Origin of the sequence: Serratia sp. CY38905 (assembly GCF_052168875.1) — a bacterium.
GTDB lineage: Bacteria > Pseudomonadota > Gammaproteobacteria > Enterobacterales > Enterobacteriaceae > Serratia > Serratia sarumanii.
Genome location: NZ_JBJNLV010000002.1, coordinates 163,645 through 186,294, shown reverse-complemented (window position 1 = coordinate 186,294; position 22,650 = coordinate 163,645). Strand labels below are relative to the sequence as shown.

General features: G+C 57.7%; 25 protein-coding genes. 14 read left to right on the top strand and 11 right to left on the bottom strand.

Features of this window, described 5'->3' with window-relative positions:
- Positions 1-33: 33 nt before the first annotated feature.
- Complete coding sequence (locus ACJ8MK_RS07645) at positions 34-447, top strand: pyrimidine (deoxy)nucleoside triphosphate diphosphatase (protein ID WP_442517689.1); 414 nt, start codon at positions 34-36, stop codon at positions 445-447.
- Positions 448-456: 9 nt separating this feature from the next.
- Here ACJ8MK_RS07645 and ACJ8MK_RS07640 read toward each other — a convergent pair whose 3' ends face one another.
- The 5 genes from ACJ8MK_RS07640 to ACJ8MK_RS07620 form a co-directional block, all read right to left on the bottom strand.
- The gene (locus tag ACJ8MK_RS07640; RefSeq protein WP_442517634.1) at positions 457-753 is read right to left on the bottom strand and encodes a YnjH family protein; all 297 of its coding nucleotides are present in this window, start codon (positions 751-753) and stop codon (positions 457-459) included.
- Positions 750-2,675: a DNA topoisomerase III gene (locus ACJ8MK_RS07635; RefSeq protein ID WP_033647606.1), complete on the bottom strand. Its 1,926-nt coding sequence runs from the start codon at positions 2,673-2,675 to the stop codon at positions 750-752. Before ACJ8MK_RS07635 ends, ACJ8MK_RS07640 begins: the two co-directional genes overlap by 4 nt.
- Positions 2,675-3,784, bottom strand: a complete 1,110-nt coding sequence (gene mnmH, locus ACJ8MK_RS07630) for a tRNA 2-selenouridine(34) synthase MnmH (RefSeq protein ID WP_060418874.1) — start codon at positions 3,782-3,784, stop codon at positions 2,675-2,677. Before mnmH ends, ACJ8MK_RS07635 begins: the two co-directional genes overlap by 1 nt.
- A gap of 8 nt (positions 3,785-3,792) precedes the next feature.
- A complete protein-coding gene (selD, locus tag ACJ8MK_RS07625) occupies positions 3,793-4,836 on the bottom strand; it encodes a selenide, water dikinase SelD (protein ID WP_308885807.1) in 1,044 nt (347 codons plus the stop codon).
- Positions 4,837-4,993: 157 nt separating this feature from the next.
- Positions 4,994-5,545: an NAD(P)H nitroreductase gene (locus tag ACJ8MK_RS07620; RefSeq protein ID WP_004932204.1), complete on the bottom strand. Its 552-nt coding sequence runs from the start codon at positions 5,543-5,545 to the stop codon at positions 4,994-4,996.
- A 160-nt stretch (positions 5,546-5,705) separates the two neighbouring features.
- Between ACJ8MK_RS07620 and sppA the strand changes: the two genes are divergently transcribed.
- From sppA to ACJ8MK_RS07600, 4 genes are all read left to right on the top strand, one after another.
- A complete protein-coding gene (sppA, locus tag ACJ8MK_RS07615) occupies positions 5,706-7,562 on the top strand; it encodes a signal peptide peptidase SppA (protein WP_033634806.1) in 1,857 nt (618 codons plus the stop codon).
- Between the two features lie 93 nt (positions 7,563-7,655).
- Entirely contained in the window at positions 7,656-8,672 is a 1,017-nt protein-coding gene (gene ansA / locus ACJ8MK_RS07610; protein ID WP_033638505.1) for an asparaginase, read from the top strand.
- A gap of 22 nt (positions 8,673-8,694) precedes the next feature.
- Positions 8,695-9,327 (top strand): bifunctional nicotinamidase/pyrazinamidase, encoded by a 633-nt coding sequence (gene pncA, locus ACJ8MK_RS07605; RefSeq protein WP_033654376.1) that lies wholly within the window; start codon positions 8,695-8,697, stop codon positions 9,325-9,327.
- A 232-nt stretch (positions 9,328-9,559) separates the two neighbouring features.
- Positions 9,560-10,837, top strand: coding sequence for a glycoside hydrolase family 18 protein (locus ACJ8MK_RS07600; protein WP_060438579.1), 1,278 nt, complete (start codon positions 9,560-9,562; stop codon positions 10,835-10,837).
- Between the two features lie 46 nt (positions 10,838-10,883).
- Here ACJ8MK_RS07600 and ACJ8MK_RS07595 read toward each other — a convergent pair whose 3' ends face one another.
- The gene (locus tag ACJ8MK_RS07595) at positions 10,884-11,156 is read right to left on the bottom strand and encodes a YeaC family protein (protein WP_033634809.1); all 273 of its coding nucleotides are present in this window, start codon (positions 11,154-11,156) and stop codon (positions 10,884-10,886) included.
- Positions 11,157-11,219: 63 nt separating this feature from the next.
- On the bottom strand, positions 11,220-11,633 hold the full coding sequence (gene msrB, locus ACJ8MK_RS07590; RefSeq protein WP_004932219.1) for a peptide-methionine (R)-S-oxide reductase MsrB: 414 nt from the start codon (positions 11,631-11,633) through the stop codon (positions 11,220-11,222).
- Positions 11,634-11,981: 348 nt separating this feature from the next.
- Between msrB and gapA the strand changes: the two genes are divergently transcribed.
- Positions 11,982-12,977 carry a glyceraldehyde-3-phosphate dehydrogenase gene (gene gapA / locus ACJ8MK_RS07585; protein ID WP_004932222.1) on the top strand — a complete coding sequence of 332 codons (996 nt, stop codon included), beginning with the start codon at positions 11,982-11,984 and terminating at the stop codon, positions 12,975-12,977.
- An 83-nt stretch (positions 12,978-13,060) separates the two neighbouring features.
- A complete protein-coding gene (locus ACJ8MK_RS07580; RefSeq protein WP_033634810.1) occupies positions 13,061-13,936 on the top strand; it encodes a D-hexose-6-phosphate mutarotase in 876 nt (291 codons plus the stop codon).
- Positions 13,937-14,030: 94 nt separating this feature from the next.
- Here ACJ8MK_RS07580 and ACJ8MK_RS07575 read toward each other — a convergent pair whose 3' ends face one another.
- Both ACJ8MK_RS07575 and ACJ8MK_RS07570 read right to left on the bottom strand, forming a co-directional pair.
- On the bottom strand, positions 14,031-14,795 hold the full coding sequence (locus ACJ8MK_RS07575; RefSeq protein ID WP_033647613.1) for a MipA/OmpV family protein: 765 nt from the start codon (positions 14,793-14,795) through the stop codon (positions 14,031-14,033).
- A 108-nt stretch (positions 14,796-14,903) separates the two neighbouring features.
- A complete protein-coding gene (locus ACJ8MK_RS07570) occupies positions 14,904-15,179 on the bottom strand; it encodes a hypothetical protein (RefSeq protein WP_154067234.1) in 276 nt (91 codons plus the stop codon).
- 42 nt (positions 15,180-15,221) lie between these two features.
- Here ACJ8MK_RS07570 and yeaG point away from each other — a divergent pair, with 42 nt between their 5' ends.
- The 5 genes from yeaG to ACJ8MK_RS07545 all read left to right on the top strand — a co-directional run bounded on the left by yeaG (position 15,222) and on the right by ACJ8MK_RS07545 (position 20,439).
- On the top strand, positions 15,222-17,156 hold the full coding sequence (gene yeaG / locus ACJ8MK_RS07565; RefSeq protein WP_004932230.1) for a protein kinase YeaG: 1,935 nt from the start codon (positions 15,222-15,224) through the stop codon (positions 17,154-17,156).
- 132 nt (positions 17,157-17,288) lie between these two features.
- Complete coding sequence (locus ACJ8MK_RS07560; protein ID WP_033634813.1) at positions 17,289-18,557, top strand: YeaH/YhbH family protein; 1,269 nt, start codon at positions 17,289-17,291, stop codon at positions 18,555-18,557.
- Between the two features lie 337 nt (positions 18,558-18,894).
- A complete protein-coding gene (locus ACJ8MK_RS07555; RefSeq protein ID WP_004932237.1) occupies positions 18,895-19,125 on the top strand; it encodes a hypothetical protein in 231 nt (76 codons plus the stop codon).
- Between the two features lie 53 nt (positions 19,126-19,178).
- Positions 19,179-19,457, top strand: coding sequence for a hypothetical protein (locus ACJ8MK_RS07550; protein WP_103773598.1), 279 nt, complete (start codon positions 19,179-19,181; stop codon positions 19,455-19,457).
- Positions 19,458-20,262: 805 nt separating this feature from the next.
- Positions 20,263-20,439: a GhoT/OrtT family toxin gene (locus ACJ8MK_RS07545; RefSeq protein ID WP_033634815.1), complete on the top strand. Its 177-nt coding sequence runs from the start codon at positions 20,263-20,265 to the stop codon at positions 20,437-20,439.
- A gap of 266 nt (positions 20,440-20,705) precedes the next feature.
- On the opposite strand, the gene ACJ8MK_RS07540 is transcribed toward ACJ8MK_RS07545, so the two are convergent.
- Positions 20,706-20,999 carry a hypothetical protein gene (locus tag ACJ8MK_RS07540; protein ID WP_033647615.1) on the bottom strand — a complete coding sequence of 98 codons (294 nt, stop codon included), beginning with the start codon at positions 20,997-20,999 and terminating at the stop codon, positions 20,706-20,708.
- Positions 21,000-21,224: 225 nt separating this feature from the next.
- Here ACJ8MK_RS07540 and ACJ8MK_RS07535 point away from each other — a divergent pair, with 225 nt between their 5' ends.
- Positions 21,225-21,707 carry a hypothetical protein gene (locus ACJ8MK_RS07535; RefSeq protein WP_033654383.1) on the top strand — a complete coding sequence of 161 codons (483 nt, stop codon included), beginning with the start codon at positions 21,225-21,227 and terminating at the stop codon, positions 21,705-21,707.
- Between the two features lie 11 nt (positions 21,708-21,718).
- Here the strand turns inward: ACJ8MK_RS07535 and ACJ8MK_RS07530 are convergent, their stop codons facing one another.
- Positions 21,719-21,871, bottom strand: a complete 153-nt coding sequence (locus ACJ8MK_RS07530; protein WP_223479875.1) for a hypothetical protein — start codon at positions 21,869-21,871, stop codon at positions 21,719-21,721.
- A gap of 141 nt (positions 21,872-22,012) precedes the next feature.
- On the opposite strand from ACJ8MK_RS07530, the gene ACJ8MK_RS07525 reads away from it, so the two are divergent.
- Complete coding sequence (locus ACJ8MK_RS07525; RefSeq protein ID WP_033634819.1) at positions 22,013-22,573, top strand: 3'-5' exonuclease; 561 nt, start codon at positions 22,013-22,015, stop codon at positions 22,571-22,573.
- The last annotated feature ends 77 nt before the right edge of the window (positions 22,574-22,650 follow it).

Below are 22,650 nucleotides of genomic sequence, written 5' to 3'. Positions count from 1 at the left end.
CGGCGCTCGCCGGGGTTTTACTCTGTGAAGCCAATGAAAATTATCGACGTGGTAGCCGCCATTCTGGAACAGAACGGCCGCATTTTGCTGGCCCAGCGCGGCGCAGGCAGCGATCAGGCCGGTCTGTGGGAGTTTCCCGGCGGCAAGGTTGAAGCCGGCGAAAGCCAGCCAGAGGCGCTGGCGCGCGAGCTGGATGAAGAGTTGGGTATTTGCGCCCGTATCGGCGACCATGTGGGCAGCAATCAGTGGCAGCAAGGCGAACGCCTCATCCGGCTGCATGCCTGGCGAGTCGCGGCGTTCTCCGGTGAATTGCAGCTGCATTGCCACTCGGCGCTGGTCTGGGTCACGCCGCAACAGGCGCAGGAATACGCCCTGGCGCCCGCCGACATTCCACTGCTGGCGGACTATATCGCCGCGCAAGGCGATGCGCGCCGAGCGCGGCGATAAGTTACATCGTCACTTCTTCAATCGCACCCAAATCAAGGGGTTGGTGCCGATGGTGTTAGGCTCACGCACGCACTGCAGCACTTCCCCTTCGACTTTGAGCACCGCCCCTTCGGAATAGTTTTGATTCTGGTAGACGCAACAGCGATTGCAGGGCTGCGCCGGCGGCGGGTTGACGCCGCTTTTGGCCGTGCCCCAAATATCCGGCGAAACCGGCAACACCACGTCCACATCGCCGCGATTGGCGGCGGCCAGGCCGGAAAACGCCAAGACAGCGGCGGCTAAAACCCCACTGAGTCCATGCTTCATTCACTCTTCTCCTGCGCCTTGCCGGCGCTTTTCCTGCGTTTTTTGCCCCCGCTGGAAGGCGGCGGCGGCAACCCACGAAACGCCATGCTCGCCCGGCTCTGCTTGGCCTGATAAATCAGCTCTTGTAGCGTGCCGACCAACGGCTGCATAAAGTCCTGATAGCGGCAGGATTTCTCGCTGATTTGCGTCAGCGTGGCTTCCCAGTTGGCCGTCATATCAGGACGCGCAGCAAGATCCGGCAGCGAGTGAATCAACGCGCGCCCGGTTTCGCTGGAGTGAATATAGCGCCCCTTCTTGTACAGAAACGCCCGTTTGAACAGCAATTCGATGATCCCCGCTCGCGTCGCTTCCGTACCTAAACCATCGGTCGCCCGCAGGATTTTCTTTAACGCTTTATCTTGTACGAACCGCGCGATGCCGGTCATGGCCGACAACAGGCTGGCGTCGGTAAACGGCCGCGGCGGCTGCGTCTGGCGTTCCACCACTTCACCGCGCTCGCACAGCAGCTCATCGTCCTTGGCCACCACCGGCAGCGGCGCGCCTTCGTTTTCCTCGTCGCGCTCCTTGCTGCCCAGCAGCGTACGCCAACCGGCCTCCGCCAGGAAACGCGCCTTGGCGATGAATTTGCCGCCGGCGATATCCAGCTCGATCACGCATTTGCGGAACACCGCATCCGGACAGAATTGCATCAAGTACTGGCGCGCCACCAGCCCATACACATTCCGTTCATCCTGCGTCAGATTCACCTTGCCGGCGCGGGCGGTGGGAATAATGGCGTGGTGCGCATCGACCTTTTTATCGTCCCAGCAGCGGTTGCGGCGATCGCTGTCGATCACCGGCTGCGGATACAGCTCAGGCTGGTGCACGCTGATGGCGTTCAGCACCGCGTGGCGGCCGGCGAAATGTTCTTCCGGCAGATAGCGGCAGTCGGAACGCGGATAGGTGATCAATTTGTGGGTTTCGTACAGCCGCTGGCAAACGTCCAGCACCTGTTGCGCGCTGAGGTTATAGCGCCGGGCCGCCTCGATTTGCAGCGTAGAGAGCGAGAACGGCAGCGGCGCGGTATCTGATTCCCGTTTATCATTATAGGACGTGACCAGGGCAGGCTGCCCCTCGATGCGCTTGACCACGTGCTCCGCCAACGGCCGGTGCAGCAAACGCCCCTCTTCATCCTGATAAGGTTCGCAGGACTCGCTGGGTTGCCACAGCGCCACGAAGCGCTCTTCTTTCGGCGTGACGATGTGCGCCTTGACCTCAAAGAAGTCTTTTGGCACGAAGTTTTCGATCTCTTCATCGCGGCGCACCACCAATCCGAGCACCGGGGTCTGCACCCTGCCCACCGACAGCACGCCGTCGTAACCGGCGTTGCGGCCCAGCAGCGTGTAGGCGCGGGTCATATTGATGCCGTACAGCCAGTCGGCGCGCGAACGCGCCAGCGCAGACACGCACAACGGAATGAAATCACGGTTGTCGCGCAGACGCTCGACAGCACGCTCCACCGCCTGCGGATTGAGATCGTTGATCAGACAGCGGCGCACGTTCTGGCGCTTCTCCGCCGTCAAATCCAGGTAGTCCAGCACCTCATCCACCAGCAGTTGCCCCTCGCGATCCGGGTCACCGGCGTGAACCACTTCATCGGCTTCGTGCAGCAGCTTTTTAATGGCGTTGAGCTGTTTGCTGACCGAAGGGCGTGGCTGCAAGCGCCATTTTTCGGGGATGATTGGCAGATCCGCCAACGACCAGCGCGCATAGCGGCTGTCATAGGCGTCAGGCTGGGCCTGCTCCAACAGATGGCCGACGCACCAGGTCACCACGTCGTTGTTGCCACAGGCGATATAGCCGTCGCCACGGCGATGCGGCTTGGGCAAGACGTCGGCAATGGCGCGCGCCAAACTCGGTTTCTCGGCTATGAACAGTCGCATTAATCACCGTTTTTCTGGCTGAACGTCATCAAGAATTCTCTTACTTCTGCATAGTTCCCGCGGAAGACGATCCGCTGGGCTTTCTTTTCCAACTGATAGCAATACATCGGATCGTAGTACTGCTGCAACAGAGGCGCCAACCACTCGCGGTGCGCGTCGCCCTCACCGCTGAGGCGCTGCGCCCGCAGCGCCGCCTCCAGCCGCTGCGTCAACTGCTGGAAGCGCTCCAGGCCCAAACGGCGGCGAATGGCGAACAGGCCATGATGCAAATAGTCGTCGTACTGCCGCCAGCCCTCTTCCATGCCATAGGCCTGTTCGAACTGTTCGCGCATACCGTCGATATATTCGGCCTGCAAGCGCGCCAGACGAATATCGAACGGATCGTCGATCACCGCCACCGGCGCCTGCTGCATGCCGTTGAACAACGGCAACGGCAGATTGTTGCTGCCGATGATCCGCCCTTCGTCTTCCAGCACCCAACGGCGGCTGCCACCATGCTGTTTTTTCAGCAATAACACAGCCAGACGATTCTCAAAATCTATCTGCGAGCTCTGCCCCGCCAGCGTTCGGCCAAAAGATGAACCGCGATGGCGCGCCGCGCCTTCCAGATCGACGCCGTCGGCCAGTTCGTTGACCAGCAGCGTCTTGCCGCTGCCGGTATTGCCGCCCACCAGGGCCATCGGCAATTGCGCGCTTTGCGTCAGTACACCGAGCAGATAATTGCGCAGCGCCTTATAACCGCCAGTGATACGCGGATAATCCACGCCGGCCTCGTGCAGCCATTGCTGCACCAGCTGCGAGCGCAGCCCGCCGCGGAAGCAGTAAATATAGCCTTCGGGCCGCGCTGCGCAGGCCGCCAGCCAGGCGGCGGTGCGCTGTTCGCGCAGTTTGCCGTTCACCAGGCTGTGGCCGAGCGCGATCGCCGCCTGCTGCCCATGCTGCTTATAGCAGGTGCCGACCGCCTGGCGTTCGCTGTCGATCATCAGCGGTAAATTCACCGCCTGTGCGAAGGCGCCCTGCTGAAATTCGATCGGTGCGCGCACGTCAATCAGCGGCACGTCCTGCAGGAAAATGCGTGGGTAATCGTCGCTGTCCGGCCTTCCTTGCATGTCGGACACTACACGACCTCGATCAGCGGCTTACCGGCCGATGCCACATGCAGCTCACCGATGGCGTTGAGGGTGATACCGTGCTGCCCGGCAATCGCCAGCACCTGCGCTTCCGCCTCTGGCAATACCGCCAACAGCAAGCCGCCGGAGGTTTGTGGATCGCACAGCAGCTGGCGCTGCAAATCGCTCATCTCGCCCACCAGATGGCCATAGCTGTCGAAGTTGCGCCCGGTGCCGCCCGGCACGCACCCTTCGGCGATATACGCTTCGACGTCTGGCAGCTTCGGCACCCGATCGAACCAGACCGTCGCCTGCAGACCGGAGCCCTGGCACACCTCGCTCAGGTGGCCCAGCAGGCCAAAACCGGTGATATCGGTCATCGCCGTGACGCCCGCCACCTCGGCAAAGTCGGCCCCCGGCTTGTTCAGGCGGCACATCACTTCGGTCGCCAGGCCCTGATGCTCAGAGCGCAGTTTGCTTTGTTTCTCGGCGGTCGTGAGCACGCCGATGCCCAGCGGCTTGGTCAGATAGAGTTTCGCCCCGGCCTGTGCCGCGCTGTTTTTCTTCACCCGCTCGGTATTGACCACGCCGGTGACCGCCAGGCCGAAAATAGGTTCCGGCGCATCGATGGAATGGCCGCCGGCCAGCGCGATCCCCGCCTGCTGGCAGGCGAAACGGCCGCCGTCGATCACCTGCTGCGCCACCTCCGGCGGCAGTTTGGCGATCGGCCAGCCGAGAATGGCGATCGCCATGATCGGTTTGCCGCCCATCGCATACACGTCGCTGATGGCGTTGGCGGCCGCAATGCGGCCGAAATCGAACGGATCGTCGACGATCGGCATGAAAAAGTCAGTGGTGCTGATGATGCCGACGCCGTTGCCGATGTCGTACACCGCCGCGTCGTCGCGGGTTTCATTGCCGACCAACAGGCGCGGATCGACAAACTTTTCTCGCTCGCTGTGCAAGATGGTTTCGAGAACTTTCGGTGAGATTTTGCAGCCGCAGCCAGCGCCATGGCTGTACTGGGTTAAACGGATCGCTGGCGATGTCATAGTCCACTCCCTTCGGTAACGGCACTCAAGATAACATAGGGTAGCGCTTGCCGAAGGGATTGATAAGAGCAGGTCGCCGATAAGCGAACGGCCTGCTCAGAAACCATGCGATTTTGCGGGGTTTGGCGCATTTTCGCCGCGCCCCGCGGGAGAAAACTCAGAAATAGCTGACGAAAGGCGTGCTGTCCGGCGGCGTCACCTTGGTGGCGGCCTTCAGCTGCGGCGTGCCCAGATAGAGGAAACCGACGATCTCGTCCTGCTCGCGGCAGCCGAAGGCTTCGCGCACCAGCGCATGCTCGGTCCAGGCGCCGGTGCGCCAGATGCCGTTAAAGCCCTGCGCCAACGCCGCCATCTGCATCGCCTGCACCGCGCAACCGGCGGAAACCACCTGCTCCCAGCGCGGCACCTTGGTCTCTTCAGTGCAGTGCGCAATGACGGTGATGATCAGCGGCGCGCGGAACGGCGCCTTGGTGGCCTTTTCGATCGCCGCTTCGTCCAGCTGATCCTGTTTCGCCGCCGCCTGCAGCAGCTGGCTGAAGCGCTCCAGACCCTGATTTTCGATCATCACGAAACGCCACGGCTGCAGCGCGCCGTGATCGGGCGCACGCAGGCCCGCGTTGATGATATTTTGGCGCACTTCCCCCGCCGGCGCCGGTTCCGCCAGGCGCGAAGCCGAGCGGCGATTCAATAAAAGATCCAGAGCATCCATCGTAAACTCCTGATAACAATTTTCATTCCGGCCACGTTAACATAGCTAAACGACGAGTTACAGCCTCGGCGATAGCGTCTGTGTGCCACGATTTAAAGCTGACATTTCCCCGGCCGCTCATTAGGATAGCGGAACATTCTCGACTCTTGTTGGAGAGCACATGCGCACATTGTGGCAAATTATTGCCGGCATTTTCCGGTGGACATGGCGTCTGCTGAATTTTATCAGGGAACTGATCCTTAACCTGTTCCTGGTCTTGCTGATCCTGGTTGGGGTTGGCATCTATCTGTCCTTCCAAAGTTCCTCCACCACGACGGCTCCGGCGCGCGGCGCGCTGCTGGTCGATTTAAGCGGCGTGGTGGTCGATCAGCCCTCGGTAAACAACCGGGTGCGGCAATGGGGCCGCGAGCTGTTGGGCGCCTCCAGCAGCCGTCTGCAGGAAAACTCGCTGTTCGACGTGGTCGATAGCATCCGCAAGGCCAAAGACGATAAAAACATTACCGGCATGGTGTTGCAGCTGAATGACTTCGTCGGCGCCGATCAGCCGTCGCTGCGCTATATCGGCAAGGCGCTGCGCGAGTTCCGCGACAGCGGCAAGCCGATCTTCGCCATCGGCGACAGCTACAACCAGACGCAATACTTCCTGGCCAGCTACGCCAACAAGGTCTATCTGTCGCCGCAGGGCGCGGTCGATCTGCACGGTTTCGCCACCAACAACCTGTATTACAAGTCGTTGCTGGACATGCTCAAGGTCACCACCAATATCTTCCGCGTCGGCACCTATAAATCGGCGGTCGAACCGCTGATCCGCGACGATATGTCTCCGGCGGCGCGCGAAGCGGACAGCCGCTGGATTGGCGGCCTGTGGCAGAACTATCTGGAAACCGTCGCGGCCAACCGCCAGCTGACGCCACAGCAGCTGTTCCCGGGTGCCGCCGGCGTGCTGAGCGGCCTGCAGGCGGCCGGTGGCGACACCGCTCGCTATGCGCTGGACAATAAGCTGGTGGACGAGCTGGCCTCGCGCACCGCGATCGAAAATCAGCTGGTCAAGACCTTCGGCTGGGATAAACAGGCGAACGATTTCAACGCCATCAGCATCTACGACTACCAGCCGAAGCCGGACGCCAACCAGGGCGGCAAGATCGCCGTGGTCTTCGCCAACGGCGCCATCATGGACGGCCCGCAGACGCCGGGTAACGTCGGGGGTGATACCACCGCCGCCGAACTGCGTCAGGCCCGTCTGGATCCGGCCATCAAGGCCGTGGTGTTCCGCGTCAACAGCCCGGGCGGCAGCGTCAGCGCATCCGAAGTGATCCGTTCCGAACTGGCCGCCGTGCGCGCCGCCGGCAAACCGGTGGTGGTTTCGATGGGCGGCATGGCCGCATCGGGCGGCTACTGGGTTTCGACGCCGGCCGACTACATCATCGCCAGCCCGAGCACCCTGACCGGTTCGATCGGCATTTTCGGCATCATCAACACCTACGAGAAAACCCTGGATACGCTGGGCGTGCACACCGACGGCGTGGCGACCTCGCCGCTGGCCGACATTGCGGTCACCAAGGCGTTGCCGCAGGAGTTCTCGCAGATGATGCAGCTGAATATCGAAAACGGGTATAAGAACTTCCTCGATCTGGTTGCCAAATCGCGCAAGATGACCCCGCAGCAGGTTGACCAAATCGCCCAAGGCCACGTCTGGCTCGGCAGCGACGCCAAGGCCAACGGCCTGGTCGATCAGTTGGGCGATTTCGACGACGCGGTGAAGAAAGCCGCCGAGCTGGCGAAGCTGCAGCAGTGGCAGCTCAACTGGTTCGTCGATACCCCAAGCCTGAGCGATATGGTGCTCAGCCAGTTCGGCGTTTCCGTTCACGCCATGCTGCCGGCGGCGATTCAAGCCATGCTGCCCGCTCCGCTGGCCTCGGTCGCCAACGCGGTGAAAGAACAGCCGGGCTTGTTCAATAACCTGAACGATCCGCAAAACCGTTATGCGATCTGTCTCACCTGCGGAGAAGTCCGCTAACAAATAATTCTGCAGCCCGGCTATCGCCGGGCTTTTTTTCTGCCGCCATGCCCCTATAATTCAGCCCATCTTATCTTTGTTAAAATCATGACCATGCAAAAGAAATCCATTTACGTCGCCTACACCGGCGGCACCATCGGCATGCAGCGTTCCGATCACGGCTATATCCCGGTTTCCGGCCACCTGCAGCGCCAGCTGGCGCTTATGCCCGAATTCCATCGCCCGGAAATGCCGGATTTCACCATTCATGAATATGCGCCATTGATTGACTCTTCGGATATGACGCCGGAAGACTGGCAGCACATCGCCGATGACATCAAGCAGAACTACGATCGCTACGACGGCTTCGTGATCCTGCACGGCACCGACACCATGGCGTTCACCGCGTCGGCACTCTCCTTCATGCTGGAAAACCTGGCTAAACCGGTGATCGTCACCGGCTCGCAGATTCCGCTGGCGGAGCTGCGTTCCGATGGCCAGACCAACCTGCTCAACGCGCTGTATCTGGCGGCCAACCATCCGGTGAATGAAGTCAGCCTGTTCTTCAACAACAAGCTGTTCCGCGGCAACCGCACCACCAAAGCGCACGCCGACGGCTTCGACGCCTTCGCCTCCCCGAATCTGCCGCCGCTGCTGGAAGCCGGTATTCACATTCGCCGCCAGCAAGGCATCGACAGCCCGCCATGCAACGGCGCGCTGCGGGTGCACGACATTACGCCGCAGCCGATCGGCGTGGTCACTATCTATCCGGGCATTTCCGGCGCGGTGGTGCGCAACTTCCTGCTGCAGCCGGTCAAAGCGCTGATCCTGCGTTCCTACGGCGTCGGCAACGCGCCGCAGAAGGCAGAGCTGATCGACGAGTTGCGCGCGGCTTCAGAACGCGGCATCGTGGTGGTGAACCTGACGCAGTGCATCTCCGGGCGCGTCAATATGGAAGGCTACGCCACCGGCAACGCGCTGGCGCACGCCGGGGTGATCAGCGGTTTCGACATGACGGTGGAAGCCGCCCTGACCAAGCTGCACTACCTACTGAGCCAGCCGCTGACGCCGGAACAAATCCGCGCCCTGATGCAGCAAGACCTACGCGGCGAGCTGAGCATCAACGGTTAACCTACTGAACTCTGGAGCGGCGATGAAAACGGCCCTGTTGTTGATCGATCTGCAAAACGATTTCTGCCCCGGCGGCGCGCTGGCGGTCACGGCGGGCGACGCCGTCATCCCGGTGGCCAATCAGGCGATCGCCGCCTGTCTCGCGCGTGGCGAGCCGGTGGTGGCCAGCCAGGACTGGCATCCCGCCAATCACCGCAGTTTTGCGGTGAACTCCCATGCGCAGGTCGGCACCCTCGGCGAGCTGGAAGGCCTGCCGCAGGTGTGGTGGCCGGTGCACTGCGTGCAAGGGAGCCACGGCGCCGATTTTCACCCCCAGTTACAGCGGCAACATATCAATGCCGTTTTTCGCAAAGGGCAGGATACGGATATCGACAGCTACAGCGCGTTCTTCGATAACGGCCACCGAGCGCAGACCGAACTGCACGGCTGGCTGCAATCGCAGGGCGTCCGGCGGCTGGCAATCATGGGCCTGGCGACCGACTACTGCGTGAAGTTCAGCGTGCTGGATGCGCTGGCTGCCGGCTATCCAACGCAGGTGATCGTCGACGGCTGCCGCGGCGTGAATCTGCAGCCGGACGACAGCGAGCGGGCGCTGCAGGACATGGCGTGCGCCGGTGCGCAACTGGTTACCCTGTCACAATTCCTCGCCAACTAAATCCTCCAGGGCGCCATCAGCGCCCTCTCTGCGCGGTGGCGAAAATTTCGACGCCGCTCACAATATCGCCCTTCTTCTTCCCCAACGGCTTGTGACCGGCAGGCGCTTTTGCTGTTATGGCTGCGACGCTTTTGGCGTCAATCGGTTATACGCATCCGGGGCCAACTGAGCCCGGCTTTATTGTGACCGCCTCAGGCGGTACGGTCGGCCTTGCCGACCCAAGGAGAAAGACATGAAAATAACCCGAAAACTGCTGCCTTTACTGGCGGCGGTGCAGTTGGCTATGGCCGGCGCAGGCACGGCCCAAGCGGCTTATCTCTCCGTTGGCTACTTCAACGGCGGCGGCGACGTCACCGCCGGCCCCGGTGGCGACATCGACAAGCTGGACGTCACGCAAATCACCCACCTCAACTATTCGTTTGGCCTGATCTACAACGGTGAGAAAGACGAAGCCAATGCAGCGCTGAAAGACCCCGCTCGCCGCCACCAGATCTACCTGTCGCCGAAGGTCACGGCCGATCTGCAACGGCTGCCGATACTGCGTAAACAGAACCCCGAGCTGAAAGTGCTGCTGTCGGTCGGCGGCTGGGGCGCACGGGGTTTCTCCGGTGCCGCGGCAACTGCGGAAAACCGGGCGATATTCATCCGCTCCGCGCTGCAGGTGATCGCCCAGTATCAGCTGGATGGCATCGATCTGGACTGGGAATATCCGGTGAACGGCGCCTGGGGGCTGGTGGAAAGCCAACCGGCGGATCGCGACAACTTCACCCTGCTGTTGAAAGAGCTTCATCAGGCGCTGGGTAAAGGCAAGCTGTTAACCATCGCCGTCGGGGCCAACGTCAAAAGCCCACAGGAATGGGTTGATGTGAAAAGCATTGCCCCTTACCTCGACTACATCAATCTGATGACCTACGACATGGCTTACGGCACGCAGTACTTCAATGCCAACCTGTACGATTCAAAGCGTTGGCCAACCGTGGCGGCCGCCGATCGCTATAGCGCCGATTTCGTGGTCAAGAATTATCTGGCTGCCGGCCTGAAACCGGCGCAGATGAACCTGGGTATCGGTTTCTACGGCCGGGTTCCGAAACGGGCGACCGAGGCGGGTATCGACTGGGACAAGCCGGACGCCGCCAAACATCCGGTGACGCAACCTTACTTCAGCGCGCGAGAAACCGCCCTGTTCAGCGCGCTGGGGCTGGATCTCAGCAAAGACACTTACTTTAAATACCACGATATCGTCAGTAAATTGCTCAACGATCCGCAGCATCGTTTTCGCGAGCACTGGGATGACGACGCCAAAGTGCCTTACCTGACGCTGCAATCCGCCGAAGGCAAGCCGCTGTTCGCAATCTCCTACGAGAATCCGCGTTCGGTGGCCATCAAGGCCGAATACATCAAAAGTCAGGGATTGGGAGGGGCGATGTTCTGGGAGTACGGCGCGGACGATAACAACCAGCTGGCGCAGCAGCTGGCGGAATCGCTGGGGATTAAGGGCGAAAAACGGTGAATCGACGGGGCGATGGCGACATCGCCCCGCTTTCATTAGGGAAGCCTTACTGCGGTTTGAGTTTGGCCAACGGCTCGGCAACGAACTGCTGTTTCAGCTCTTGCTTGCTCTTCATCACGATCTGCCCGTCGGTGCCGATGCTCATGTGCTGCGGATCGACGTTGTTCATCGACTGCCACAGCATCACCGCCTGCAGGCTGTTTTCTTTTTGCTCCGGCGTCAGCGCCACGCCGTCCGGCCATTTGCCCAGCTCAACCGCCTGTACCAGGCGCTGGTATATCTCGGGCGTCATCGCCGCAATCAGATCTTTCACGTCCATCAGAGCCCTTCTCGCTTACGGATGAATAATTAGCTGAATCGATTTTGTTGGTTAAATTACCACTTAACCAGCCGTTTGGTCGCCATTTTCGCCATCGGTAAAGCTCAGTGAAGCGGAATTGACGCAGTAGCGATCGCCGGTCGGCTGCGGGCCATCGGGGAAAACGTGCCCCAGGTGCGCGTCGCAATGGCCGCAGCGGATTTCAACACGATGCATATTATGTGAATTATCATCAAGATAACGGATAGCATCGGCGGAAACCGGCTCATAAAAGCTCGGCCAGCCGCAGCCGGAATCGTATTTGGTCTCGGAATAGAACAGCGGCTGGTTACAGCACAGGCAATGGTACACGCCCTCGCGCTTGTTGTGCAGCAATTTGCCGCTGAACGGCGCTTCGGTGCCGCGCTGTTGCGTCACATAACGTTGGATTTCATTCAGTTCCGTGACCGGATGACCGGGGGTTGTCTCTTTAGCCATTTGTGCTTATCTCTGAATGTGGATAATGTCAACGAAAACAATGATTAATAATAACAAAAAATTAACACCGCTGCAGGGGTTTTTGGCCTAAACTGTAGCCCATAAAGGCCACGTCACGATGATATGTGATAGCGATCACACATCTTGCGTATGCTGACTTTATACTTGGCGGCTTGTCCCCATATAACGGATGAGGCCGAGCGCAAATGGACTGTGCAATAAGCGTGCAAAACCACCCTTCCGGTTTGACTTGCCGCAAGAATTGACACGATTCCGCTTGACGCTGGGTAAGGTTTTTGTAATTTTACAACCAACCTTTTATTCACTAACAAATAGCTGGTGGAATATATGACTATCAAAGTAGGTATCAACGGTTTTGGCCGTATCGGTCGCATTGTTTTCCGTGCTGCTCAAGAGCGTTCTGACATCGAGATCGTTGCAATCAACGACCTGTTGGACGCAGAGTACATGGCTTACATGCTGAAGTATGACTCTACTCACGGCCGTTTCAACGGTACGGTAGAAGTTAAAGACGGCCACCTGGTTGTTAACGGCAAAACCATCCGTGTTACCGCAGAGAAAGACCCGGCTAACCTGAAGTGGAACGAAGTGGGTGTTGACGTGGTTGCTGAAGCGACCGGTATCTTCCTGACCGACGAAACCGCACGTAAGCACATCACCGCCGGCGCCAAAAAAGTGGTTCTGACTGGCCCATCCAAAGATGCGACCCCGATGTTCGTGCGCGGCGCCAACTTTGATAAATATGCCGGCCAGGACATCGTGTCCAACGCCTCTTGCACCACCAACTGCCTGGCGCCACTGGCTAAAGTCATCAACGACAACTTCGGTATCGTTGAAGGCCTGATGACCACCGTTCACGCGACCACCGCAACTCAGAAAACCGTTGATGGCCCGTCCCACAAAGACTGGCGCGGCGGCCGCGGCGCATCCCAGAACATCATCCCTTCTTCTACCGGCGCAGCGAAAGCGGTTGGCGTTGTTCTGCCAGAGCTGAAAGGCAAACTGACCGGTATGGCGTTCCGCGTACCGACGCCAAACGTATCCGTTGTTGACCTGACCGTGCGTCTGGAAAAAGCGGCTACCTACGAAGAAATCAAGAAAGCCATCAAAGACGCCGCTGAAGGTTCTATGAAAGGCGTTCTGGGCTATGTTGAAGACGACGTGGTTTCCACCGATTTCAACGGCGAAGTGCTGACTTCCGTGTTCGATGCCAAAGCCGGTATCGCACTGAACGACAACTTCGTGAAACTGGTTTCCTGGTACGACAACGAAACCGGTTATTCCAACAAGGTTCTGGATCTGATCGCTCACATCTCCAAGTAATGGCATGATGTTAAGCTGATAATGAGGGCGACATTTTTGTCGCCCTTTTTTATTTGTCTCTCCGGCAAACAATAGGTCATGAAATGAACGAGAAAATTTTCACCCTGCCCGTTTCCGAACAGATTTCGCCATACATCAGCCAGCGGCAACTCGATGAGCTGGGCGTGGTTGTGGTGTCGCATCCGAAAGTGCGCGCGGCCGTCGCGCTGCAGGGCGCCCATTTGCTGGCCTGGCAGCCCAGCGGTGAGCAGCCGGTGATTTGGCTCAGCAACAATACCCCCTTCGCCAAAGGCAAGGCCATCCGCGGCGGCGTGCCGATCTGCTGGCCGTGGTTCGGCCCGGTGGCGCAACCCTCCCACGGTTTTGCCCGCAACCAGCCCTGGAGCCTGACGGCGCACGATGAAGATGACAACGGCGTCATCCTGACCTTTACGCTGAAAGACAATGAGCAGACCCGCAAACTGTGGCCGCACGCTTTCACGCTGATTGCCCGCTTCAAGCTGGGTGCGGAGTGCGAAATCGAACTGGAATCGCACGGCGATTATCAGGCCACGGCGGCGCTGCACAGTTACTTCCAGGTCGGCGACATCGATCGGGTCAGCGTGGCGGGCCTGGGCGAGCCTTATATCGACAAGGTGGCGGGCGGCGCAGAGGCGCTTCAGGAAGGCGAAGTGACCTTCGTCGGCCAAACCGACCGCGTCTATACCCGCCCGGAGGCCTTCAGCCAGATCCGCGATCCGGCGCTCGCGCGCACCATAGAGGTTCACCACCATCATATGAGCGACGTCATCGCCTGGAACCCCGGCGTGGAGCTCTCCTGCAGCATGGGGGATATGCCGAACGACGGTTACAAGACCATGGTCTGCATCGAGACCGGGCGCGTCAGCAAACCGCTGGTCGCCGCCGGCGAGCAGCCCGCCCGTTTGGGCGTGACCTTCCGCAGCCGTAAGAAGGCCTGAGGCGCCGCGCGCGACAGCGCACTGCAGATGTGCAAAAGGGGCGCCAGCGCCCCTTTTTGATGCACGCCATGCACGATAATCGTGCAATGCGTGATTAGAAGGTGTAGCTCACACCCGTCATCAACAAACCGGTGTAGGATTTATCCACCATCGGGCTGTCTTTCACTTCATCCGACAACTTCACATAGCGGCCGAGGAAGAAGGCGTTCCAGCTTTTATTGATCTGGTAATTGGCGCTCAGCTCAAGGTACGGCGCCCAGCTATCGCCTGGGGTGTAGCTGTCCAGGCCGCTGCGGCGCGATTCATTGGCGCTGACGCCGTAGTAATATTTGTTCTGGTTTTTGCTGTTCCACATCACGCCTACGCCCGGAACCAGCGTCAGCGCGTCCAGATCAAACTTGTACAGATAAGCCACATCGCCCACCAGCCCGTTGCTGTAGTTCAACGTGTCGCCGGTGAAGGTGGTGCGGAGGGTGCCCCACTCCGCGTGGTGCGAATAAGCCAGGCCGGCCATCAGCGTGCCGCGGCGTTTGTCGAGACGCTTCATGCGATCGTCATCGCTGTCGCCAGGGCGGTAGCCCCATGGCGTGTAGTAACCCATGATGCTCAGCTGGTTTTCTTGATCTTTCCACAGGTAGTAACCGGCGGTCAGAGTACGGAAGTAGAAGTCGTCACCTTCATAGTCGATGACGGGCACCGGATATACGCGATCCTGATAACCGCGATACGCGTCCGGGCTAACCAGCGCGCCGGCGCCGAGTGACCAGGTTCCCGCCTGAGCACTTTGCGCACAAACCATTGCGGAAGCGATAATTGCTAGCGTTTTGAGTTTTGAAATCTTCACTGGTTCTTTTTCCATAAATTACAGGGTTAATAGCCGCAATAGTTTATGTGAAAATTTAGTTGCGCGCCTAATCTTTACAATAGAAAACGACCAAGATCGAATAACTTATAGCGGAATTATGAATTAATCATGGCGGAACGATGACGTTTCATCCTGCAGGCCGCGCCAGACAAGGCATTTGGCTTCCACTGTAATAACTGAGTCATTGATATGACTTAAAAAAAGCTTTTTCTGCGGCAGGAAATTTTCCGGCAAGCAAACTAAGCTTAAATCAGAAGGTGAATTTATCCTGAGCCCAGTGGCAAACAGCGCAACTCGCGATAATAAGCGCACCAAGTTGGCATACGGGTTGCTGTACTCAGGCGTATTCTCATCTTCCGGGGGCCAGAACACTATCACACGCTCTCTTTAACCTGTGCTAATAACGAAAGGACGGGCATCATGAACATATTTGACCACTATCGCCAGCGCTACGAAGCTGCCAAGGACGAAGAGTTCACACTGCAGGAATTTCTTACCATTTGCCGGCAAGATCGCAGTGCCTATGCCAACGCGGCCGAACGTCTGCTGATGGCTATCGGTGAACCTGTGATGGTCGACACTGCGCTAGAATCACGCCTGTCGCGCCTGTTCTCCAACCGCGTGATCGCACGCTATCCGGCCTTTGAAGAATTCTACGGCATGGAAGAGGCCATCGAACAGATCGTCTCTTACCTGAAACACGCCGCGCAGGGCCTGGAAGAGAAGAAACAGATCCTTTACCTGCTGGGCCCGGTGGGCGGCGGTAAATCCTCGCTGGCGGAGCGTCTTAAGGCGTTGATGCAGCGCGTACCCATCTACACCCTCAGCGCCAACGGCGAACGCAGCCCGGTCAACGATCATCCGCTGTGCCTGTTCAACCCGCAGGAAGATGCCTCGATCCTGGAGAAAGAGTTCAACATCCCGAGTCGCTATCTCGGCACCATCATGTCGCCGTGGGCGGCGAAGCGCCTGCATGAGTTCGGCGGCGACATCACCAAGTTTAAAGTCGTCAAAGTGCGCCCATCCATCCTGGAGCAGATCGCCATCGCCAAAACCGAACCGGGCGATGAGAACAACCAGGACATCTCGGCGCTGGTCGGTAAAGTGGACATCCGTAAGCTGGAGAATCATGCGCAGAACGATCCGGACGCCTACGGCTACTCCGGCGCCCTGTGCCGCGCCAACCAGGGGATAATGGAATTCGTCGAGATGTTCAAAGCGCCGATCAAGGTGCTGCACCCGCTGCTGACGGCGACCCAGGAAGGCAACTACAACGGCACCGAGGGCATCTCCGCCCTGCCGTTCAACGGCATCATTCTGGCGCACTCCAACGAATCCGAGTGGGTGACCTTCCGTAACAACAAGAACAACGAAGCGTTCCTCGACCGCGTGTACATCGTCAAGGTGCCTTACTGCCTGCGCGTGTCGGAAGAGATCAAGATTTACGACAAGCTGCTGGATCACAGCGAGCTGACCCACGCGCCCTGCGCGCCGGGCACCCTCGAAACGCTGGCGCGCTTTAGCGTGCTGTCGCGGCTGAAAGAGCCGGAAAACTCGAGCATTTACTCGAAAATGCGCGTGTATGACGGTGAAAGCCTCAAGGATACCGATCCGAAAGCCAAGTCCTATCAGGAGTACCGCGACTACGCCGGGGTTGACGAAGGCATGAACGGCCTCTCCACCCGTTTCGCCTTTAAAATCCTCTCGCGGGTATTCAACTTCGATCACGCCGAGGTGGCGGCCAACCCGGTACACCTGTTCTATGTACTGGAACAGCAGATCGAACGCGAACAGTTCCCGCAGGATTTGGCCGAGAAATACCTGGAGCACCTGAAAGGCTATCTGATCCCGAAATACGCCGAATTTATCGGCAAAGAGATCCAGACCGCCTATCTGGAATCCTACTCGGAATACGGGCAGAACATTTTTGACCGTTACGTGACCTACGCGGACTTCTGGATCCAGGATCAGGAGTATCGCGATCCCGACACCGGTCAGCTGTTCGACCGCGAGTCGTTGAACGCCGAACTGGAGAAAATCGAGAAACCGGCCGGCATCAGCAACCCGAAAGATTTCCGTAACGAAATCGTGAACTTCGTGCTGCGCGCCCGCGCCAACAACAACGGCCGTAATCCGAACTGGACCAGCTACGAGAAGCTGCGCACCGTGATCGAGAAGAAAATGTTCTCCAATACCGAAGAGCTGTTGCCGGTCATTTCGTTTAACGCCAAAACATCGACGGACGAGCAGAAGAAACACGACGACTTCGTCGACCGCATGATGGAGAAAGGCTATACCCGCAAGCAGGTGCGCCTGCTGTGTGAATGGTATCTGCGGGTCAGAAAATCCTCATAACGCCTCAGGTAAGCGGCATTATCAGGGCCATGTCCACAGTCATGGACGTTGCAGCGCAGCCCAGGGAGGGGCTGGCATATTGCGCTGTCGCGGCCGGGACATGAAGAGTTGGCAACGTCGTTTGGGGGAAGTATGGCCTATTTCATTGACCGGCGGCTGAACGGCAAAAACAAGAGCATGGTGAACCGCCAGCGCTTCTTGCGCCGTTACAAGTCGCAAATCAAACAGTCGATTGCCGAAGCCATCAACAAGCGTTCGGTCACCGACGTAGACAGCGGGGAGTCGGTCTCCATCCCCACTGACGATATCAACGAACCGATGTTTCATCAGGGGCGCGGCGGCACTCGCCATCGCGTTCACCCGGGCAATGACCACTTCGTGCAGAACGATCGCGTTGAGCGGCCTCAGGGCGGCGCAGGCGGTGGCGGCGGCCAGGGCAACGCCAGCCAGGACGGTGAAGGCCAGGATGAATTCGTCTTCCAGATCTCCAAAGACGAGTACCTCGATCTGCTGTTCGAGGATCTCGCCCTGCCCAACCTGAAAAAGAATCAGTACAAGCAGCTGACCGAGTTCAAAACCCATCGCGCCGGCTATACCGCCAACGGCGTGCCGGCCAACATCAGCGTCGTGCGTTCGCTGCAGAACTCGTTGGCGCGACGTACCGCCATGACCGCCGGTAAAAGACGCGCGTTGCACGAGCTGGAAGACGCGCTGACCCAGTTGGAAAACACCGAACCGGTGCAATTGCTGGAAGAGGAGCGGCTGCGCAAGGAAATTGCCGAACTGCGCAAGAAAATCGAAAGCGTACCGTTTATCGATACCTTCGACCTGCGCTACAAAAACTATGAGCGCCGGCCGGAGCCTTCCAGCCAGGCGGTGATGTTCTGCCTGATGGACGTGTCCGGTTCGATGGATCAGGCGACCAAAGACATGGCCAAGCGCTTTTACATTCTGCTTTATCTGTTCCTGAGCCGAACCTACAAGAACGTCGAGGTGGTCTATATTCGCCATCACACCCAGGCGAAAGAGGTGGACGAACAGGAGTTCTTCTATTCGCAGGAAACCGGCGGCACCATCGTCTCCAGCGCGCTGAAGTTGATGAACGACGTGGTCGAAGAGCGTTATGACCCGGCGCAATGGAATATCTACGCCGCGCAAGCGTCGGACGGCGACAACTGGGCCGACGATTCACCGCTGTGCCATGAGCTGTTGGCGAAGAAGATCCTGCCGATGGTGCGTTATTACAGCTACATAGAAATCACTCGCCGCGCTCACCAAACGCTGTGGCGCGAATATGAGGATCTGCAGGCGAGATTCGATAACTTCGCCATGCAGCATATCCGCGAACCGGACGATATCTATCCGGTATTCCGCGAACTGTTTCGCAAACAGACCGTGTGAATAACGTCGCGTGAATGTCACCACAGCCGGAAAACGCCGTTTTCCGGCTGTTTCTTTTTCGCATTATATATTTACATCACCTATGTTTGATTTTTAGGCAATGGCAATATCAATAATAAGTCAGATTCCCCAGAACGGTCGTCTCTATTATTTGTTCTTCTGAGGTTATTCCTAAACATTCGCCTCTGTGCCCACACGGCTTGATAGGAATATTCCCATTCAGTTATCGTTACCCCGTCGCTTAAGTCTCTTCCTAAGCGAAATTTGCCTCATTTTATTTTTCTATGGCTTCTCAGCCCGCTGCGGCGGGCATTTACCTGTCAGCAGGTTAGACATCATGATCGATTACACCCTCTATGGCCTCAACAAGCACGATGTTGATGAATACCATAAGCAAATATGCTGCCTGCTTGGCAAAAACGTGCTGCTGGTGCTGACCGCCAACAAGCCGATAACCAAACAGAACCTGCTCGCCAGCCTTATCCAGGAGATAGAAAAACAGCCCGATGATTATTTTCAGCGGTTGCATCGTGCAGCCATAGAAATGATCGGCGTTAACGGACGCTAAGGCGATATACGTAAGGCAGGCATCTACGCCATTATTGCCGCCGCCGCGTGTCGATGATGCTGTTGATTATTAATATCGATAGCGATATCAGCGAAGGGATAGCCTGCCGCAGAATGTCATCTTTTAGTCCGAAAACCCTTTCTGCCCTTGCTGTATTTCGCGCCGGCCGCCTCATCAATCAAACCCGCCACCTCATCGGCATGGAAACCAGCGAGGTCAACGCATTTCCACCGTATGAATCGCCGAATATCCCCTGCGCGACGCCGCCCCAGAATCAGCGTACCAGCACGATAATGGGTTGCGTGCTCATTGCCGACTCCTTCATCTCATAGACTGCGCCGTAGACAGATGAATGGCTCCCCTTAAGGGAGGCGCGTGGCTGCCTTTGGCGCCACGCAGTCCCCATTTTCTATAGTCAGCCTCAGGCGTTCAGCAATGGCAACGACGAGTTAGCGTTCCCGGTTTTCCGGCGTCGCCACGGCCTTATCGAAGCGGCTTACGCCGCAAGGGTGGAGAAAAAAACGATTAAAACTAGGATTTTTACCCATGTCGATCTAAAATTTCGCGCAAAAACAAAGAGAAGTAAATTTAGCCCAACGGGAAAAGGAATGAAGTTGTGAAGGAAATGATCTCCATCGTTTTTATGGCATGCCTGCTGGCGCTGCTGTTTTCGTGGCTGTTCGTCTACGGTCTTAACATTCATTAAACCCGCAACGTCCACAATCCCCCTCCCTGGCCGGCTGGCGGCGCATCGTGACAGATGCGCTAAAACCGGCACTTGAAGGGTTCACGTACCGCCAAACCCGACGCCACCTCACCTTAGCCGTCCGTCCGCCAATACATCATTAATTTTTATGAGTCATAACCCCCATCGCGTTCCCCCCTTCACCGGCTCTTTTACTGCTTAGGGGAGTCACCTCCAGAAAGAGGGTTTGCCAGACGCGGAATGTTACCGGTAACTATGCTGTTGATTTCTTTTGGTAATAAACGTAAGACCGTTAATAACCCTACGTTCTTTATAGAAATAAATTATGCATTCTTATGGATAAAGGTTTGAATAAACGGCCTTTGGTCATTGATTATCACCCGCCAAGCTCCTAGAATTCGCGCGTAAAAATACAACTGGGATCGGGTTTCATGTCGTCGCTGTGGGTTGCAACGCAATACTGTTATTTTATCGGCCTGTTAGTTTCTATGATTTTCACCTACCTGGTTAGCCGGGACACCGTCAAAATTCGCTGTATCAGCGCGCTGACCATCGGGTTAACCTGGCCGTTAAGCCTGCCGGTGGTGTTGCTGTTTTCGCTGTTCTGACGCCCCCAATACCTCGCGTGGGTTTTTAAACAGGCATGCTAATGAAAAGAGGCCGACCACCGGCGCAGTGGATTTTTGGCGCGGGATAAAAAAACGCCAGCACAAGGCTGGCATGAAAATTGGAAGCAATGTGAGCAATGTCGTGCCGGATCGGGGGGCACAGAAGGAGACAACCCTTTTCCCCTCACCGGCGATTCAAATGATAATACGTCTCATTATTGAATGTAAAGTCATTTCCCTGCGTAACTCTTCCCCCTGGAAAAATATCAGCCTCGCGGCGCACGCCAGCGTTGATACAGCCGCCCTGCGCCCCACACCAGCAGCCAGAGAAAAATATTCAACCCCAACCATAACATCAGCAAGTAGAAGAACGTCTGATAACCGGGTATGCCCCGATCGGCTGAAAACGGGTTAAAGTGGAAAAATTTGACGATCGCAAACGGGTTAAGATTGAAACGGTCGAACACGGCCGCCGTCAACAACGGCGGCAACAACGTATAAAACGCCAGGCTGAACAGCAGCAGGATTTTTGTGCCCGAAGTGTTTTTATAATCTTTCATATCAATGCATTACGTCTTCCATTGTGGTGCGAACACCGCCAGGCGTTCACACGCCAATCGACCCCGCAAGCGCAAAAGAGTTCCAGGCAAACGCGGAAATAAAGCCGATCCGGCGTTTAATTGTCATTTAGCGCTCGGGTGATATATACCCTGTGGATTTTAAATTACGATGTCGCCGCGCCGTCTTCAACCGCAGCGTTCGCATGGCATCATCAGGAGGCATTAATGAAACCGGACGCACTCTCTCTGCCGCCGAACCCGAAAAAGCTCAAGGTCATCTACGGCTGGTATATTTACGTGATCTATAGCCTGCTGGTTTTCAACATTTACATGGCGGTCTACAACGTCTGCGTTCGGCATCCGATCGAGGCCCCGCTGCTGTCGCTGTTTCACAGCCTGTTCCTCGCGCTGATGCTGCAGCAGGTGCTCAAGAAGAACGTCGTTTTCGCCTGGGTCTTGCTCAGCTATTTTATTCTGATGCGCCTGTATTACGCCAATGTACTGCATGTAGAGTTCACGCTGGTAAGCCGTGGCCTGGTGCTGCTGATTCTGACGCTGCTGCTTACCGGCGCCGTGGCCGTCGGGCAACTGGCCACGCCGCCGCAGCGGCATGACTGGCTGGCGCGGCTGGGCTGGCGGCAATGGGGAGCGCTCACGGCGCTGGCGGCCATCCTGACGCCGCTGATTACCACCGACTATCTGGGATAAACAGGGGGCTATTAGGGGATGTGCGGTTCGGAAATGTCTACGATACGGCAGATTTTAGTGTAGTTACCCGCCTTCTCACAGATCTTGTCCGTGACGAACATGCCAAGGTAGCCCAGCAGCAGCAAGTAGCCGACCATGCACAGAATAAAGATAAGCGTTCTCACCGATAGCGACCAACCTGACAAGAGTATCCCGAATATCATAACCTGAACGCGGCGCTTTAAAAGGATTTCATGCGCACACCGCCCTCATCGGCGCACGTTCTGTAGTAACATTAAGCCACCACGCAACCGCCGGATACGCCGATGCACCATCTGATGTTAGACATTGAAACCCTGGATATAAAACCCAGCGCCGTCATTCTGGTGGTGGCGGCGGTGTTTTTCGATCCCCGAACCGGGGAGCTGGGCGCCGAATTCGAAGCCGCCGTCAGCAGCCAGAAAGACCAGCCGGGCCGAACCATTAGCCTGGATACGGTCGCCTGGTGGGCGAAACAGTCCGATGAGGCCCGCAAACAGGCCTTCAGCGGCACCGAGAGCCTGAAACGCGTGCTGAGCAGCCTCAGCCGCTTTATCCATATGAACAGCACCGACACGGTGAAAGTCTGGGGCAACGGCAAAGAGTTCGACTGCGCGATCCTCGAACACGCCTTCCAGCAATTGGAAATGCCCTGCCCGTGGAAATTCTGGGATACCCAGGACGTGCGCACGGTGATCACGCTGGCGGAACTGCACGGCTTTAACCCGAAAAAAGCCCGCCCGTTCGAAGGTATGCCGCATCGCGCGCTGGATGATGCTCGCCACCAGGCCCGTTATGTGGCCGATACCGTCTCGGCGCTCTATTACCGCCAAGGGGCGCAGCGCTGACCCGCTTTGCCCCTTTTCATTTGCCGCCAGAGTCTCTACTCTAGCCCTCTTTGTCACTTGGACGTGCCTTTCCTGTT

Coding starts and splice junctions, on each gene's coding strand:
- ACJ8MK_RS07645 (WP_442517689.1), top strand. CDS start 34: ATGAAAATTATCGACGTGGTAGCCGCCATTCTGGAACAGAACGGCCGC.
- ACJ8MK_RS07640 (WP_442517634.1), bottom strand. CDS start 753: ATGAAGCATGGACTCAGTGGGGTTTTAGCCGCCGCTGTCTTGGCGTTT.
- ACJ8MK_RS07635 (WP_033647606.1), bottom strand. CDS start 2,675: ATGCGACTGTTCATAGCCGAGAAACCGAGTTTGGCGCGCGCCATTGCC.
- mnmH (WP_060418874.1), bottom strand. CDS start 3,784: ATGCAAGGAAGGCCGGACAGCGACGATTACCCACGCATTTTCCTGCAG.
- selD (WP_308885807.1), bottom strand. CDS start 4,836: ATGACATCGCCAGCGATCCGTTTAACCCAGTACAGCCATGGCGCTGGC.
- ACJ8MK_RS07620 (WP_004932204.1), bottom strand. CDS start 5,545: ATGGATGCTCTGGATCTTTTATTGAATCGCCGCTCGGCTTCGCGCCTG.
- sppA (WP_033634806.1), top strand. CDS start 5,706: ATGCGCACATTGTGGCAAATTATTGCCGGCATTTTCCGGTGGACATGG.
- ansA (WP_033638505.1), top strand. CDS start 7,656: ATGCAAAAGAAATCCATTTACGTCGCCTACACCGGCGGCACCATCGGC.
- pncA (WP_033654376.1), top strand. CDS start 8,695: ATGAAAACGGCCCTGTTGTTGATCGATCTGCAAAACGATTTCTGCCCC.
- ACJ8MK_RS07600 (WP_060438579.1), top strand. CDS start 9,560: ATGAAAATAACCCGAAAACTGCTGCCTTTACTGGCGGCGGTGCAGTTG.
- ACJ8MK_RS07595 (WP_033634809.1), bottom strand. CDS start 11,156: ATGGACGTGAAAGATCTGATTGCGGCGATGACGCCCGAGATATACCAG.
- msrB (WP_004932219.1), bottom strand. CDS start 11,633: ATGGCTAAAGAGACAACCCCCGGTCATCCGGTCACGGAACTGAATGAA.
- gapA (WP_004932222.1), top strand. CDS start 11,982: ATGACTATCAAAGTAGGTATCAACGGTTTTGGCCGTATCGGTCGCATT.
- ACJ8MK_RS07580 (WP_033634810.1), top strand. CDS start 13,061: ATGAACGAGAAAATTTTCACCCTGCCCGTTTCCGAACAGATTTCGCCA.
- ACJ8MK_RS07575 (WP_033647613.1), bottom strand. CDS start 14,795: ATGGAAAAAGAACCAGTGAAGATTTCAAAACTCAAAACGCTAGCAATT.
- yeaG (WP_004932230.1), top strand. CDS start 15,222: ATGAACATATTTGACCACTATCGCCAGCGCTACGAAGCTGCCAAGGAC.
- ACJ8MK_RS07560 (WP_033634813.1), top strand. CDS start 17,289: ATGGCCTATTTCATTGACCGGCGGCTGAACGGCAAAAACAAGAGCATG.
- ACJ8MK_RS07555 (WP_004932237.1), top strand. CDS start 18,895: ATGATCGATTACACCCTCTATGGCCTCAACAAGCACGATGTTGATGAA.
- ACJ8MK_RS07550 (WP_103773598.1), top strand. CDS start 19,179: ATGATGCTGTTGATTATTAATATCGATAGCGATATCAGCGAAGGGATA.
- ACJ8MK_RS07545 (WP_033634815.1), top strand. CDS start 20,263: ATGTCGTCGCTGTGGGTTGCAACGCAATACTGTTATTTTATCGGCCTG.
- ACJ8MK_RS07540 (WP_033647615.1), bottom strand. CDS start 20,999: ATGAAAGATTATAAAAACACTTCGGGCACAAAAATCCTGCTGCTGTTC.
- ACJ8MK_RS07535 (WP_033654383.1), top strand. CDS start 21,225: ATGAAACCGGACGCACTCTCTCTGCCGCCGAACCCGAAAAAGCTCAAG.
- ACJ8MK_RS07525 (WP_033634819.1), top strand. CDS start 22,013: ATGCACCATCTGATGTTAGACATTGAAACCCTGGATATAAAACCCAGC.